The sequence below is a fragment of the Piscibacillus sp. B03 genome, assembly GCF_052246295.1.
Taxonomy (GTDB): Bacteria; Bacillota; Bacilli; order Bacillales; family Alkalibacillaceae; genus Piscibacillus.
The window spans coordinates 19,726-35,166 of record NZ_JBQQCO010000025.1 but is presented as its reverse complement, the minus strand read 5'-3'; the positions used below and the strand labels follow the sequence as shown (position 1 = coordinate 35,166).

Annotated in this window: 13 protein-coding genes; 6 read left to right on the top strand and 7 right to left on the bottom strand. The window is 37.3% G+C overall.

The window, feature by feature from the left end; translation table 11 throughout:
* Nucleotides 1–405 precede the first annotated feature (405 nt).
* The 3 genes from ahpC (at nucleotide 406) to ACTWQB_RS14370 (ending at nucleotide 3,777) form a co-directional block, all read left to right on the top strand.
* On the top strand, nucleotides 406–969 hold the full coding sequence (gene ahpC / locus ACTWQB_RS14380) for an alkyl hydroperoxide reductase subunit C (RefSeq protein WP_443139892.1): 564 nt from the start codon (nucleotides 406–408) through the stop codon (nucleotides 967–969).
* A 22-nt stretch (nucleotides 970–991) separates the two neighbouring features.
* Nucleotides 992–2,521, top strand: a complete 1,530-nt coding sequence (gene ahpF, locus ACTWQB_RS14375; protein ID WP_443139891.1) for an alkyl hydroperoxide reductase subunit F — start codon at nucleotides 992–994, stop codon at nucleotides 2,519–2,521.
* A gap of 365 nt (nucleotides 2,522–2,886) precedes the next feature.
* The gene (locus ACTWQB_RS14370; protein WP_443139890.1) at nucleotides 2,887–3,777 is read left to right on the top strand and encodes a fructose bisphosphate aldolase; all 891 of its coding nucleotides are present in this window, start codon (nucleotides 2,887–2,889) and stop codon (nucleotides 3,775–3,777) included.
* 70 nt (nucleotides 3,778–3,847) lie between these two features.
* On the opposite strand, the gene ACTWQB_RS14365 is transcribed toward ACTWQB_RS14370, so the two are convergent.
* Nucleotides 3,848–8,179 carry an alpha-amylase family glycosyl hydrolase gene (locus ACTWQB_RS14365; protein WP_443139889.1) on the bottom strand — a complete coding sequence of 1,444 codons (4,332 nt, stop codon included), beginning with the start codon at nucleotides 8,177–8,179 and terminating at the stop codon, nucleotides 3,848–3,850.
* A gap of 371 nt (nucleotides 8,180–8,550) precedes the next feature.
* Nucleotides 8,551–9,015, bottom strand: a complete 465-nt coding sequence (locus ACTWQB_RS14360; RefSeq protein ID WP_443139894.1) for a DUF488 domain-containing protein — start codon at nucleotides 9,013–9,015, stop codon at nucleotides 8,551–8,553.
* 218 nt (nucleotides 9,016–9,233) lie between these two features.
* Between ACTWQB_RS14360 and ACTWQB_RS14355 the strand changes: the two genes are divergently transcribed.
* The gene (locus ACTWQB_RS14355) at nucleotides 9,234–10,352 is read left to right on the top strand and encodes a M14 family zinc carboxypeptidase (RefSeq protein WP_443139888.1); all 1,119 of its coding nucleotides are present in this window, start codon (nucleotides 9,234–9,236) and stop codon (nucleotides 10,350–10,352) included.
* A 203-nt stretch (nucleotides 10,353–10,555) separates the two neighbouring features.
* Here the strand turns inward: ACTWQB_RS14355 and ACTWQB_RS14350 are convergent, their stop codons facing one another.
* Nucleotides 10,556–11,044: a GyrI-like domain-containing protein gene (locus tag ACTWQB_RS14350; RefSeq protein ID WP_443139887.1), complete on the bottom strand. Its 489-nt coding sequence runs from the start codon at nucleotides 11,042–11,044 to the stop codon at nucleotides 10,556–10,558.
* 417 nt (nucleotides 11,045–11,461) lie between these two features.
* On the opposite strand from ACTWQB_RS14350, the gene ACTWQB_RS14345 reads away from it, so the two are divergent.
* Nucleotides 11,462–11,614: a small acid-soluble spore protein P gene (locus ACTWQB_RS14345; protein WP_443139886.1), complete on the top strand. Its 153-nt coding sequence runs from the start codon at nucleotides 11,462–11,464 to the stop codon at nucleotides 11,612–11,614.
* Nucleotides 11,615–11,902: 288 nt separating this feature from the next.
* Here ACTWQB_RS14345 and ACTWQB_RS14340 read toward each other — a convergent pair whose 3' ends face one another.
* The gene (locus ACTWQB_RS14340) at nucleotides 11,903–13,252 is read right to left on the bottom strand and encodes a nucleotide-binding domain-containing protein (protein WP_443139885.1); all 1,350 of its coding nucleotides are present in this window, start codon (nucleotides 13,250–13,252) and stop codon (nucleotides 11,903–11,905) included.
* Nucleotides 13,239–13,868, bottom strand: a complete 630-nt coding sequence (locus tag ACTWQB_RS14335; protein WP_443139884.1) for an SLATT domain-containing protein — start codon at nucleotides 13,866–13,868, stop codon at nucleotides 13,239–13,241. The genes ACTWQB_RS14340 and ACTWQB_RS14335 overlap by 14 nt, the downstream gene beginning before the upstream one ends.
* An 80-nt stretch (nucleotides 13,869–13,948) precedes the next feature.
* On the opposite strand from ACTWQB_RS14335, the gene ACTWQB_RS14330 reads away from it, so the two are divergent.
* The gene (locus ACTWQB_RS14330) at nucleotides 13,949–14,443 is read left to right on the top strand and encodes a hypothetical protein (RefSeq protein ID WP_443139883.1); all 495 of its coding nucleotides are present in this window, start codon (nucleotides 13,949–13,951) and stop codon (nucleotides 14,441–14,443) included.
* Between the two features lie 16 nt (nucleotides 14,444–14,459).
* On the opposite strand, the gene ACTWQB_RS14325 is transcribed toward ACTWQB_RS14330, so the two are convergent.
* Nucleotides 14,460–14,633 (bottom strand): hypothetical protein, encoded by a 174-nt coding sequence (locus tag ACTWQB_RS14325; RefSeq protein ID WP_443139882.1) that lies wholly within the window; start codon nucleotides 14,631–14,633, stop codon nucleotides 14,460–14,462.
* A 54-nt stretch (nucleotides 14,634–14,687) separates the two neighbouring features.
* Nucleotides 14,688–15,413 (bottom strand): hypothetical protein, encoded by a 726-nt coding sequence (locus tag ACTWQB_RS14320; protein ID WP_443139881.1) that lies wholly within the window; start codon nucleotides 15,411–15,413, stop codon nucleotides 14,688–14,690.
* Between the last annotated feature and the right edge of the window lie 28 nt (nucleotides 15,414–15,441).

Sequence of the window (15,441 nt, the reverse complement as noted above, 5' to 3'; positions counted from 1 at the left end):
CAGCTATGGGGTTAGTAACTGAAGAAGAAAGTCACAGTCCGACCTGCAAGGTCGTTTATAATAAATAACTAGCTTAATTCTTACAAAAGGGTTTAGTGTCATTTACACAAAATTATTGACACTCCCGACTACTATTATATAATAGAAAATTACGATTTAAAAGTAGCTAAACAAATAATGAAAAATATTGTAATATGAAGGTTTTTTTAATAATACAGTTCTGACTTTTACTATATTTTAAAAAGTTCTATGAACAAAAAACCATATCTGTTGACAAAGCTCGACAAACCTATAATAATAATAATAAATGTTTGATTATAATAATTTTAGATAGTCATGTAATTTTCCCAACTTGATTGGGTAGGCTATCAACTAGAAACAATATTTCTAAGGAGGAATTAGATTATGTCTTTAATCGGAAAAGAAGTAGAACCATTTAAAGCGCAAGCATACAAAAACGGAGATTTTATCGAAGTTACAGAAGAGGACTTCAAAGGCCATTGGACGGTAGTTTGCTTCTACCCAGCAGACTTCACATTCGTATGCCCAACTGAGCTAGAAGACTTACAAGAACAGTATCCTAAGCTTCAAGAGCTTGGTGTAGAAGTATTCTCTGTATCTAGAGACTCTCATTTTACTCATAAAGCATGGCACGATACTTCTGAGAAAATCGGAAAAATTACTTACGGTATGATTGGTGACCCAGCTCACGTTCTATCTCGTAACTTTGACGTTTATGTTGAAGATCTAGGACAAGCTGATCGCGGTACATTTATCATTGACCCTGATGGAGTCATTCAAGCAGTAGAAATCAATGCTGAAGGTATTGGCCGTGATGCAAGCACACTAATCAACAAAATCAAAGCAGCACAATACGTGCGCAAAAACCCTGGTGAAGTTTGCCCAGCTAAATGGGAAGAAGGGGAAGAAACTCTTAAACCTAACTTAGACTTAGTAGGTAAACTATAAGCTTTAAGGAGAGGGATTACACATGGCACTTGATGCAGAAATTAAGTCCCAATTAAATCAGTACCTGCAACTACTAGAAGATGACCTTGTACTAAAAGTAAGTACTGAATCTGACCAAAAATCAGAGGAAACTCAAGCACTAGTTGATGAACTAGCTGCCATGTCATCTAAAATTTCTATTGAAAAAGCTAAATTAGAACGTACACCAAGCTTCAGTGTTAACCGTGCAGGTGAAGAATCAGGTGTCACTTTTGCAGGTGTACCACTAGGACACGAGTTCACATCACTCGTATTAGCACTCTTACAAGCTAGTGGTCGCCCACCAAAAGTTGATGATAGTATTGCTAACCAAATCAAAGAACTTGATGGTGAGTACCACTTTGAAACATATGTAAGTCTTTCTTGTCATAACTGTCCTGATGTTGTACAAGCCCTAAACATCATGAGTGTTTTAAACCCTAACATTTCTCATACGATGATTGACGGTGCTGTTTACAAGTCAGAAGTTGAAGAAAAAGACATCATGGCAGTACCTGCTGTTTACCTAAATGGCGAACCGTTCAGTAACGGTCGTATTACCCTAGAAGAAATTTTAGCTAAATTAGGTAAGAGCCTAGATGCTGATGAGCTTTCAAATAAAGATCCTTATGATGTTCTAGTTGTCGGTGGTGGTCCTGCAGGGGCAAGCGCAGCAATTTACGCATCCCGTAAAGGAATTCGTACAGGAATTGTTGCAGAACGCCTTGGTGGACAAGTTCTTGATACACTAACAATCGAGAACTTCATCAGTGTAAAAAACACAGAAGGACCAAAGCTAGCTGCAGCATTAGAAGAGCACATTAAGGATTATGACATTGATGTCATGAACTTACAGCGTGCAAAAGGCTTAGAGAAAAATGACCTTTTCGAACTAGAGTTAGAAAATGGTGCTAAGCTTAAGAGTAAAACCCTTATTGTTTCAACTGGTGCACGCTGGCGCGAAATCGGCGTTCCAGGTGAAGCAGAGTTTAAAAACAAAGGTGTCGCTTATTGCCCACATTGTGATGGACCGTTATTCGAAGGTAAAGACGTAGCCGTGATTGGTGGCGGTAATTCAGGCGTTGAAGCTGCAATTGACCTTGCAGGAATTGTTAATCATGTCACGCTACTTGAATACAATTCTGAGCTTAAGGCTGATGAAGTACTACAAAAACGCCTATACAGCTTACCGAACGTTACGGTTTTAACGAACGCGAAAACATCTGAAATCACTGGTGATGACAACGTTAATGGACTAAAATACGTTGATCTTGAATCTGGTGATGAGAAGCATGTCAAACTAGCTGGCGTGTTCGTTCAAATCGGTCTTATTCCAAACACGGACTGGTTAGGCGATCAAGTTGAGAAAAATAAAATCGGTGAGATTATCACAGATAAAAGTACTGCAACGAACATCCCTGGTGTCTTTGCAGCAGGTGACTGTACGAACAGTGCTTATAACCAAATTATTGTTTCAATGGGTGAAGGTGCTACATCAGCTCTTGCAGCCTTTGACCACCTCATCCGAAATTAATGATTCATCACTACCTTGCAGATGCGGGGTAGTGATTTTTTTAGATAAAATAGATTTTGGGGTAGATAAACGGGCGTTTTTTACTTCGTCGACAAATTTCGGGGTAGATATTTTCTAAAATAGGGTAGATATATCCGAAAATGGGGTCGATAAATCCGTTCTAAGGTTCGATAAAAATTACGATCTTTACCCCGTTGACAAATTTCGTGGTCGATAATTCCGAAAATAGGGTCGATAACGTTAGAAATGGGGTCGATATTTTTCATGTCCCGCCCAACCTTTTTAAATCGTAAAATTCTGTATTAGTGAAGTTGAACATGTTAGGATATTATATAGATGAGTAATGAAAATTAGGAGTGAAGAATATGAACGAGAATCACTTAAATCAAATGAAAAACAAAGATGGATTCATCGCTGCACTGGATCAAAGTGGAGGTAGTACACCTAAGGCACTTGCAGCTTATGGCGTAACAGAAGATCAATATTCAAACGAAGATGAGATGTTCGATCTTGTACATCAAATGAGAACACGAATCATCACATCGCCAGCGTTTAGTTCAGACAAAATTATCGGTGCAATTCTATTCGAACAAACGATGGACCGTGAAATCGAAGGCAAATATACAGGTGACTATTTAGCAGATAAAGGCGTTGTGCCATTCCTTAAAGTCGATAAAGGGCTTGCAGATCAAGAAAATGGCGTTCAAATGATGAAGCCGATTCATGACCTAGATGAAACGCTACGCCGTGCTAATGAGCGTCATATGTTTGGTACTAAAATGCGTTCGGTCGTTCATGAAGCTAACGAAGAAGGCATTAAAGCTGTTGTTGATCAGCAGTTTGATTACGCGAAACGCATTATTGAAGCAGGCCTTGTTCCAATCGTTGAGCCTGAGGTTAACATTAACAGTGCCGACAAAGAAAAAAGTGAAGATATTTTAAAAGCTGAAATTCTAAAACATCTTAACGACTTATCAGATGACCAACATGTAATGTTAAAGCTTACGATTCCGACTAAAGCTAACCTTTACAAGGAACTAGCGGACCACCCTAATGTTGTACGTGTAGTAGCACTATCTGGAGGGTATTCACGTGATGAAGCCAACGAAAAGCTTAAAGATAACGATAACTTGATTGCAAGCTTCTCTCGTGCGTTAGCAAGCGACTTACATGTGGATCAATCCGATGCAGAATTCAACGAAAAACTTCAAAGCGCAGTAGATTCAATTTATGACGCTTCCGTTAATAAAAACTAAAAAATGATATAACAAAAACCCGTACTCGGTTAGTGGTTACACTAACCAAAGTACGGGTTTTTTACTGGAATTATTCCCTATTCAACGTAAACTCGATATCTTTTGTGTTTTTGGAAATAGCCCCTCCATCATTGTTAAAGATCTCAGATTTGTTTTCTTCAGTTGGTTCGATATGAATGTTAAATTGGTTCTCACCATCTTGAAGGGTCACCTCATGCGACCAAGACATGTCGTCCTGAATTGTTACAGGCTCACCGTTAATTGTGAGGACACCTTCTTTAATCGCATTACCGCTTAACGTGACTGTGTCTTCACTCACACTTTGACCATTCGAATGCGATGTCACGACAACTGGTTGGTCCACCCAACGTAAGATTGTGTCTTCCACGACCATTTTATTATTACCTTGGTTTTCAACGACCAATTGAAGGTCAGTTCCTTCAGCACCGTAACCATAGTAACTTATATCGTCATCAGTTGGGTTTTCACGAGTGTGATCGGCTAAACCTTCACGATCCCACGACCCATCACGCACATATTTATACGTAATCACTTCACCAACTTGCGCCTGCACCGTGTACTGCCAATCAGGTGTCACGGCTCCTGCACGACTCATCTCCCACGCACTTGTGTTCCAACCGTTCATGCTATTTGGAATGGTCAACGTTGCATCGAGTGGCGTGTAATCTGGGGCACTGACTTTAAACGTCACATCGACCGTGACAAGCTGCGGAGTTACACTGACCTCATTCGAACGAACAACGTTTCCATTTTGATCAAATAAAGCAACCACATACGAATACGTTTCACCATTCATGACATCTACATCACGATATGAGGTGGCACTCGTATCCCAAAGTTTATGAACTAATTTGTCATCACGGTAGATTCCAATCATATATGGATCTACCTCGTTTTCAACCGACCAAGTTAAATTTACTTGTCCAGACTCCTGAAGAGGTTCATCTAATGTGACAGCATCTGCAGGTGGTGTTTGATCGTCACTTTGAGTTACGTTAAATGTTTGACTATCCGTATAGACATATTCACGACCTTGATCTGTCGTAAACGCATAACGGTACTCATACTCACCCACTTCTATTGGTAAAAATTTGGCCTCAAACACATTGGAATCTGAATCCTGGCCAATATACTTAGCTGGTACTTCCTCCCATGATGAAGCTCCAGCTTGTTTATACTGTAGCTTAGCCTCTAGCCCTTCAGCTTTCTCATGATCTGTATAACCATCTATTAAAATAGACGCTTCTACCTTTTTAAATTCAGCTAAATTGATCGTACCATCATCTAGTTCAGTCACGTTAGTCACTTCATAATTTTCTAAAGGAATATGAGGAATCACTTTTTCAGACTGTACCATTTCAGACTCATTTCCGTGTTGGTCCACACGTGTAATGGCAAAGTAGTAAGCACGACCGTTGTCTAAAGAATCAATTTCGATTGTCTGCTTTGTTGTCTCAGCAACCTTCTCATAAAGCGTGCCGTCTACATTGGTCTGATAAACATGGTACGTCCCCTTCTTACCTTTCCAACTTAACGTAACCTGACCTTCTCCTTCTGTTGCCTCTAACTTCGCAACCTGGTTAACCTCTTTGACTTGAGCTGGTTTAGATACTAACATTCGCCCGCTCATAGGTGGTAATGTAACCTCAAGTTTTCCGTCTTTAGTTGTTGCTGTGTATTTTTGATTAAGCTCATCTTTAAACTGAACACCATTTAGCGCAAATTCACTCGTATCAATCGTTACAACTTTTTCCTCGTTCGAACGGTTCATGACGACAACACCGTACTTTTTCGCATGCTGTCGGCCGTATGCCACCACGTCATTTTTTGCATATAAGTGAGTGAGCGACCCCTTTGTAAATAGAGCCTTATTCGATTCACGAACGTCACCTAACTCTTGATAGTGCTTAATTAAATCATCATTTTCACTACCCCACGGATACGTCCTGCGATCATCAGGGTCTTTTGAACCGGTCACACCAGCCTCATCTCCATAATAAACAGTTGGAGCACCGGCATACCCATATTGGAAAATCGCAGCTAGCTTCAGACGCTTTAACCCTAGTTCATGATCGTAATTCGGGTCGTCTTCAGCACGCTCATATGTGTCAGACCCATTACCCAACACATAAACCGCTCTTACCGTATCGTGCGAGCCCATTAAATTCATTAAATTATAGAATGCTTCATCAGGATAATCCTCCTGAACAGCCATTAACTGATCCATCGCCTCTTCTTCTTTTCCGTTTCTTAAAAAGTCAATAACGGCCCCTCTGAAGCGATAGTTCATGACCGAATCATATAAATCACCTAAGAAATACTTCGAAGCATCATCCCAAATCTCACCTAAAATCAATGGAGATCCACCTTGATCGAGTTCAATTTGTTTTAACTCATCTCTAAACTCTCTCCAAAACTCTGTATCGACTTCGTTTGCAACATCTAATCTCCAACCAGAGCCACCACGATTTAACCAAGACTTCGCAACTGAATCATCTTCGTACATGATGTAGTTGGCAAACGGCTCGTTATTGAGTTCAGACTCATAAGGTACAGCTTCACCCGGAATCGAAGCGATCTCTGGTAAACTATCAAAGCCCCACCAGCCTTGGTAGTCATAACGTTCAGTTGATTGACCTACATCGACTTTCGTATTTTTAATATTAAACCAGTTATGGAAGCCATACGGACTAAACACTTGCCCTTCATCCTTAAACTCTTCTTCAGCTTGAGCCTTGGCTTCCTCCTCTGTTAACCCTTCTTCATTCATCAAATCATAGATTCTAGACCAGTACTCATAAGCTCCAACCGTCTCATATTTTCCATAACGGTCAAAGTAGATCGAATCATCACCAACGTGGTTAAAGACACCATCCAAAATTAAATGCATCCCACGTTCTTTGAGTTCATCAGTAAATGCTTTAAACTCTTCAGGCGATCCAAACATCGGATCAATGGCCTTAAAGTCTGTTGCATCATACTTATGATTGGACGCCGCGTGCGCGATCGGATTGAGATAAATCGTATTCACACCTAGTGACTGAATGTAATCTAACTTTTCATGAACACCCTTAACATCGCCACCATAGAAATCATTACTCCAAAACCCATCCCCTTCATAGCCAGCAGTCCCTGCTAATCTTGGGTTATCAGGCAACTCATCCCACTCGTGGTGTTCAATCGGTTCATCGCCGCGTGCATTAGATTTTGCCTCATCATTGTCCGGATTCCCATTATAAAAACGATCCGGGAAAATTTGATAGACAACGGCTTCCTTCATCCAATCAGGCGTCTGATACTCTGGGTCGTATACCGTCAGTTGAAATAACTCATTAACCGTATCCCCAGAACGCCCTGTCTTACCTTGTTGAGCATCTTCACCGTATTCTTTCACGACTTCCCCATCATAGGCAATAAATTTATAGCCATGAACACCCTTGTCAGAAGGCGTGAATTTAGCTTCCCAAAAATCTAATTCTTGTCCATCAACAGTTGACCAACCAGACTTAGACATCGGGATCACTTCAGAATCTCCTGTGGTATAGTTTTTCACGTGTAAATTCGCCTTCTCTAAGTCATCCTTTTTCGCAGCAAAACGTAACGTGACACTCTCGCCAACCTCTGCAGCACCAAATGGGGTTCTGTAAGTCTCATCCCATGAGTTATGGAAAAGAGACGCCTCATCAATATCACCCTGGTCAGCGTCTAAACTTGTATAAACCGCTTTTGTTTCGTGATTATAATAAAACGTTAGTTCCTGAGGACGATCAAGACTTAACTGAACATTACTAGATGGATAATCCTCCCCCCAGCTTGACCCCAAGACAATTTTAAACTCATAATCACCTTTAGATAATGAAGCATTGAACTCATAAATATTATCGTTATTATCATCTGTTAAAATAGCCGTTGACGTTTCAGGTGACCACTCGTCCCCCGCATCGATCGCAGGCTGAAGGTTCCCGACAAGTCGAGGTTGCTTGTCCTCTACCATCGTTGTCACCACATGACTCTCATCGTTGTAAACAAAGCGAACAGTCGTTTCTTCCTCTAAAGTTAAGGACATGTTCGATCCATTCCGTCCACCATTTGCACCATAGTTCTCATCCCAGCTACCATTGATCGCAATTTTATACTCATATGTACCTGCTGGAAGTGTTTTTTCTAAATAATAATGACCATTTTGCGCGTTCGTCATTTGAAATTCACTAGATGACGGATTCCAATAGGTTGAATCCCCATCAGAACCAAAACTCCCAACTAAAAAGGCTTCCCGTTCATCTGCATGGACAGACGGAGTACTAAAATGCCCACTTAGAGGTTGAATCAACATCAGTAAAACGGTTAAATAAATTAAAGATTTTGTTTTGTAAAACCTCATAAACTCGCTCCTTTCGATAGTTAAACATAAGTGCAAACGTTTGCGTAAACAGTAAAAAAGAAAAGATGCACTTAACCAATGCAACCGCTTTCATCATTATACTAAATTTTCTGATTTTTTTAATAGGTCTTAAGTCGTGTTTTAATATAAGGACTAGGTTGAAACAGTGAAATGTTTGTACGAGGTAAATGTAATTTGTCTAGTATTCAGAAAAAATTTCTAGTAAATCTTTAAATTTGTCTAGTAAATTTTAATTTTTGTCTAGTAAAAGTCCAAAATTGTCTAGTAAATTCGCCGATTTGTCTAGTAAGCACTAAATTTTGTCTAGTATCGCAAGTATTTTTCTAGTAAATTCCTCATCGTCCTCCAGTTTATTCTTGTTGCGGATAAACCACTGTCCCATCCTTCTCAATGACTGGTGTGGCTCCCCACTTCCCTAACTCATGAGCAACCAAATCCGCTTCGCCATCCGAATTAGGGATGATGTGAGTGACTGGCATGCCGTTCGCTTCCAAGTAATTACTAATAATTAACCGGTGACACCTAGTGGGATGATATTCAGAACACATTAATACAACATGTTGGCCCTCTCCCTCTGCCATCAACTCACTCATTCCCTGCTTAAATTCCTCTGTCAGAGAGTAATCCGCATAGTTATGAAATGATCGATTATTCCAGCCTGAATTAAGTGCCTCACCAACTTTAGCGGATAACTTCCTTCTGCCACCTAACTCTTCAAAGTGATGATAACAAAGATCCGCTTCATTGAGCCACTTGCTTAACTCGTCTTTGATAAAGTGCGGATTCCGACGACTTTCGACACACTCTACACCGATTCAAGTTAACTCCCCCTTTAATAATGTTCATTCGTATTATACAAACGTCATTTTTATTTTTCGACGCTAATACAAATAGGGGTCTCTAGTCCATTTTTTTCACAAAAGATATCTGAAAATAGTAAAAATTGTGGTGTTCAACTAAAAGGTGATTGTACTATACTTTGTAACAACACTTTTACAGTGTAAAACATAAAAGCAATACAGGAGGTAATATTTTGCGAAAAACTTTAATTATTTTAATCAGTATCAGTATGTTATTCACAGTGTTTGCGTCACCTGCATTCGCTTCTAAGAACCATCCTTCCACAGAAGGTAATACGAATATGTCGAGTATTTTGACGTATGACGACATGATTAATGAACTTGAAAAACTAGAAAAAAAGAGTGGTGGCGAGTTAGAAGTTACCACGTTAAAAGAATTGGGGTATGAATTTAACCAAAGTGAACAAAACCGAGATTTATATGTAGCTAAGATCGGAGATGGCCCGGAAAAAGTTTGGATCCAAGGTCGAATCCATGGAGATGAACCTTATGGTGCAGAGTCAACATTGAAATTACTTAAAAAATACGTCAACAACCAATCTCCCGAAAATCAAAAAATCTTAGAAGAACTAACACTGCATGTCATTCCTATGTATAATCCTGATGGCAGTGAAATGAATATTCGTCAGACAGAATTAAGTGATAGTGGGAAACGAATTGATTTAAACCGAGACTGGGCTGAAGATGGATTTGAAGCAGTCGAGTCGAAAGCTTGGTACAGCTATTGGGCTGATGTGCAACCTGACTTCGGGATTGATATTCACCACCAGGGTTTGAAAGAGGATGCCGAAACTGGTGATGCTATCACCATGTCACTTGGGGTTTCACTAGCTCCTAATGGCCCGACGCTACCAAATCTTGAAGATGGACTGTATAATGATGTCACACGTCAGGCACAAGTTCATGTGTACGATTCACTAAAAGACTATGGATACACAAATATTGACCGCTACACAGTTGGAAGCAGTTCAAGTGGCTTCTCTGAAATTGATATTCATGGTGGTGTCGTGTCTGCGATGATGTTAGGTCTTAACTTCAATGGTCTAAACGAAGAGGAGCACAGTCATCCTGCAGTATTCTTTGAAACGTCTGGTAACACACGTGATGGTAACTTAGGTCAACGTGGCCGTGGTCATAATATCCAACAAAACGTATTAGGCGTTCATAACTTACTTCATGGTTTAGCGACTGATGAAGTGTATGACGCAGACCCTGAGCGCTGGGATGAGATTCCTCGCCCTGAAATTAACGGATATTTCACAGATCACTCTGGATTTATTCCTTTAGATTAATACAAAGCAAAGACCGTTCAGTGGCCTCCATTGAACGGTCTTTTTATCCATATAATTCTTATAACATGGGTAAGTGTGGCTTTAATAAAAGTCATTGGATAATTATTTTTTAAAATACAATACAAACTTCTTTTAAGATGTTTTATGCATCCTCTATCTTGAATTTGTAGTAATACGTAAGAGCCGATTAAGTCCCTTAGAAATTACTTCAAAGCTACGTAAACATCTATTTCGTTATTTTTTTCTTCTGGTTTATAACGTTCATCCCACACTTCAAAGTCGTAACCTAAAGGGTTGTACGGGTTTTCATTCAACCATTTTCCATATAAATAATCATAAGTTTGGTGAATTTCAGACTCTAATCCTTTATGTGTAGCAGTTACGTACTTTTTACCTTTTACAATATGATTTGACATACCTTGTGGGACATCCTCGGCCTTCAATACTTTATAACCTATTAGTTGTGTAAAACGATCAACGTTTGGATTAAAATCAGGCTTCATCTCATAAATCTGAACTAAATATACTTCATCGCCTTTTTTGTTTTTTACTAAACTTATATTTTCTTTTAATCGTTTCAGAGATTTTTTACCTAACCCCTTTTCTTCAATTTCTTTCAAGTTAGCTTGATATTGATAGCCCACTACTACAAAAGGTTCTATGGTTACAATCTTAGCATCCACTAAACTCATCTCCTTAAACAATTTATATAATGCTATATTACATTATACACGAACATACATTCCTTTTGGAGTTATTTTTGAATTTTTTGAAAGTTATTTCCGGTATTGAGTTATAGGAGAAGATTAGTATTAGTGGGTCTTGTGTAAGTTAATTCTTATGTAAATATATAAATTAAATTAATAGTTAAGAGCGGTACAAGTTTTTATAAAAAACTAAAGGAGACCAACTAATACGCAAAAGTCCCTTACAATATAATATTAATTAATTATGATAGTTATGTTTGCTTAACTTTTCTAACATTTTCCTAAGGTACGTTAAATGCAAACCCTAAAAGTTTGTAACTTGGTGAGAATTTTCCTTTCCCAAGTATAGATTTCTTCACCTATTCAAAAGCTATTCATAACTAAACAAAGGAGGGTCTAATAATGACCAAAAACCCAAAAGGTCCAAAACAGCAGGAAGAACCAAATTTACCAAAGAGTCCAAAGCAACCATATGGCCAACCGATGCAAGGCTCGCATAAAGTAAAACAGCAAAACCATTCACGACAAAACCAAAAATCAGATCATGATATGTAGAGTTTGGAGAAAAGTATCTATCAACCATATCTTAAACAAATAAAATGGAGGCCACCTGCATCATAGGAACGGTCTCCATTAATTTATTTGTGACTTCCACTCTTTTGCTTTATCACTATTTGTGGTACGGTTCAGCGTGGTTATTTAAGAGGCAAAAAATGGGCATCGAGTATGGAAATCTCGATGCTCATTTTTATTCTTATCCATTTATAATACGTATGCCCAATATATTTTCTTAAAAAGTCGAATGAAATTAAGTGTTGCAAACTTTTCCAGCATAACTAAGTATTAATATGTTGAGATCGGTACATCTACTCTGTCCTTTGCAACACAGACATTCTTGTAGACAATATAACATTCTACGAAATGCTCGCCTTTAAAATCAGTAGACTCTATTTTTTTACGTCTTCCCTTATCTCTGACAATTTGCCCTCGCACACAGTTTCTACGTATAGCTTCCTCTCCACGATTACGAACTTTCCAATAAATTTCATAATAAAGGCTATGTTCATCATCTTTAGACAAAGAATCAAATTCATTTTCAATTATGAAGAACTCTAATCTCTTGTTCACCTTCAAAGGTGAATTATCACGTAATATGTGTCTTAGGAATTTATCTCTGAATCCATTCTGTTTTACAACGCAATCAATTTTTAGACGATATTTAATATCAACATCAAACTTGTCATCAATGAATTCTTCTGTTTGTTGAACACTTCTTCCAAACAATGAACTTTTTTCAATAGCTTTATTCTCTTGATAATTCTCTGGCACAGGGAATCCTTTACCAAATATTTCTTGTAGTGCTTCATATAAATCATCACTATTTTCGTCCATATCCTTGATCTTTTCATATGCATTCTTCGATTTATTTACAAAAGCCCCACCTTTGTTATAGACTTTCTGATTACTCCCCAGAGCATACCAATACTTTTGATCTTTATCACGACTTTTCAGATAAAAGAAAAGATCCTTTAACAAAATAAGGTAATCATTAAATTTAGCATTTTTATATTCTTCATTTTCGTCAAAGAAATTATAAACCAATGTATCTATCAATAATCCACCAAATTTAAAACCAATATTATTTTTCCATGCTCGAACTAAGTTACACACATATTTATAATTTGAGTCGGTCTCATCTATTGTACTATTGCTTTCATCAATTTCTGGAATTGGATCAGTTTTTTTCCATGACCCTCCATGGTTTGAATCAGGATAATCGAATGCACCATCTGACCTTTCGAAACAAGGGCAGACCTCTACTGTTTTATTTATGCTTTCAAAACTGACAACTACAACTTGTCCGTCTCCTCTTACAATAGTTTTGGGATATCGTTTTTTTATCTCACGTTTTACTTTTTGAAGTAACTTTGATTGCCCATTGCCATCATGATCATCATATTGCTTTTTAAGATTTTTTGGCAAAACATATAGCATATCAACATCACTAAATGTCCTAATCGCAGTATCTCTACCTAATGAACCAACTATATGACAATGTTCATTTTCTTCATTATCTATATCACGAAAAGACTTGTTCAGCCTTTTAGTAATTTCTTTCACTCTTTTTGTCTCTTCTTTAATTGACTCTATTTGAAGATCATCAACAAATTCTTCAAACTTACTTGCTAACATCAAAAACCCCCCAACCATTAATGAAAAAAATTATTATGGATCCTAATGCAACAACTGCAAATAGAATAACGAATATTCTAAAAGACATTGGTACTTTATCTCTCCACGTGAAATTTTTTTGTTCATTTATCCATTCGTACTGACTTTGAAAGAATAATTTGTAATGAGCTAACCAGTCACTAAAGAATATCTGTTTAGAAATACTTATTTGATAGTACTCATCCATCAATTCTTTCATTTTACATAATTCTTTTTCGATCTCTTTTTCTTCAGAAGATTGAACTTGATAATAAATTTCTCTTAATCCATTATGCAATTGTATCAACCTATTCCCAGTTTCCTTATACCGTTCTTTTTCGCCATTATATTGATTAATTATAATGGCAGTAATACTCGAAAAAATCAATATTAATGAAACTTCTTTATTGAAATAAAAATCTGGCATATATATTTGCCATACACCTATGATAAGAGCCAGATAAGCTATCCTTCCAGGAATTTTAGAAACAATATCATAAGTCGAGAAATGCTTCCTGGCTCCATAAATTACGTTATATCCATTTTCAGCAAGTTCTTTCAATAAAATATCTCTTCTAATAAAAATCACAACCTTCATCTATTAATAAAAATCATAAATAGTTGAATAATAGACTCACAATTCAACTATAATATAAAAATTTCAAAGGAGGTGTACAAATGAACATAGACAACTTCACGACTTTGAGTAGCAAACAACGTGTGAAAATCGTAAACGACTTACTCCAGAAGGAAGGTTTTGGTTTACAAGACGTTGCAAAAGAAATTGGCTTGAAGTATTCGACGTTCACAAAACTCATGCAGGAAGATGACTACGTTTATATCAAACGTGACAACCAATACTACAAATTTGTTCGTGATGAATCTCAAATCAAGAATAAGAACCACTCAGAGGATGAGGAGCTCGCTTATATCAAAGAAAACTTCTCCACTTTAAAACAGATAGTTGAGAGCAGAAAAAATAATTACGATCTGACTTTAGACAAACGTATTTATCGTTCTTCATCCAAACCAGTCACCAAAAACTTCCGCATAACCGAAGATATTTACACACAGTTCTCTCAACTTTGCAGTCAATATTACCCTCATTTAAAATTACAAGATATCATAACTAAACTTCTATTAGATTTTGTTGATAAACACTCAGAGAAATAGTGCCCATTAATTAATCCTAATATCGTTTATTATCTACCATCGTTGAAATGCCTGTCGATAACCTCTTAATGATTTCTATTAATTTTTCTACCTCGTTCCTTTTACAGATTATTCTTTGTCCTAATTTATATGTTTTATCATTCGAACGTTGAAGGTATTTTTCATCAATAATGCCTTGATTATGTTCCAATATGTGTCTCCTTTGGAACATTAGATTCATAAAATGAAGTTCTTCATCTGATAACTATTCGTGATACCCTTTATCATAATGTTTTTCAAATAAAGTACTTCCTTTATCAACAATTTGAAAATCATTTGGTGTAACTTTTTTTGAATAGCCTTTTCTAAATGTCTCAACAGCAAATTTTTGATAAGCTGAAATAACATCTTTAAGACTTGTTTCAATTAAATTTTGTGATATGGTAACTGCGGTATCCTTATCATGCATTCCTTCTAACATGGTCTGCATTTCGTTTAAAGAACTCAATTGTTTTTTTATTCGATCTAATGATTCATTAAACAATCGATCTACAGCATTCATACCACAACATGGACAAAAATAGGCAGTTCCTATCACACTCGTTCTGGTCCCACACTGTTCACAATGAATCTCCAACTCCCACTCTTCCCGCTGACCAATTGGATTATTTTGAAAAGATATCCTTTTACCAGGTTTAAAGGTAACATTGAAATATTTATTTGATTTGGATTTGAAAGACTTTTGAAATGTATTTTGTATTTCACTCATAACCCATTGCTTTGCCAAACTTGTCATATGTTTAAGTTGTTCTTGTGTCCACCATTGTTCTGTGGTGGCAATATGTCCGCATCTTGGACAATATACTTTTTCATCAATCTTTTTCGTCCAATCATTCATGTTGATCTTAAATACGAACTCGCAGTTTTCATTAGGGCATTCACGATCAAGGTAACCTTTTTCATCTGAAATTAACTCAACAGGTATTTCCATGGATATCCCCCTTAATTAAGTGCTATGA